This is a genomic window from Bacteroides sp. AF29-11, from assembly GCF_003602895.1.
GTDB classification, from domain to species: domain Bacteria; phylum Bacteroidota; class Bacteroidia; order Bacteroidales; family Bacteroidaceae; genus Bacteroides; species Bacteroides uniformis.
The window spans coordinates 1-410 of sequence record NZ_QTLY01000014.1 but is presented as its reverse complement, the minus strand read 5'-3'; the positions used below and the strand labels follow the sequence as shown (position 1 = coordinate 410).

The following is a 410-nucleotide window of genomic DNA, read 5'->3' as shown; positions in this document are numbered from 1 at the left end:
ATGTAACCCTCTTCTGTGAGTAACAACTTCTGAGTACCGTTTTCATAAATCACATTACCGCAATAGTCAGTCGTTGTGGTTGTACTGCCTATCTTATGGACTGTTCTCAGTTTCGTGCCGTCAGCACCATAAGTATAGGTAATCGTGCTACCATCACTGAACGATACCGTACTGGGCAAATTTAATACATTATATTGAATATCGGTAATTCCCTTATTCAAATCTTTCGTTAAATTTCCGTTGACATCGTAGACATACTCCCCTGCGGTGCTTGTACCGTTCACAAAGGCAGTGTTTGTACCGTATGCAGCGGTACTCACCGCATCCTCCACACAGCTCAACTGATTACCGGTCAATGTGTAAGTCAGGTTATCAAGCAGGCCGTAGGCACTGGCACCAGTCTGGCCATA

1 pseudogene is annotated in these 410 nt (G+C 44.4%); it reads right to left on the bottom strand.

Annotated features, from left to right (window positions below):
• Window positions 1-410: pseudogene (locus DWZ03_RS20075) on the bottom strand (RHS repeat-associated core domain-containing protein); the annotation flags it as partial.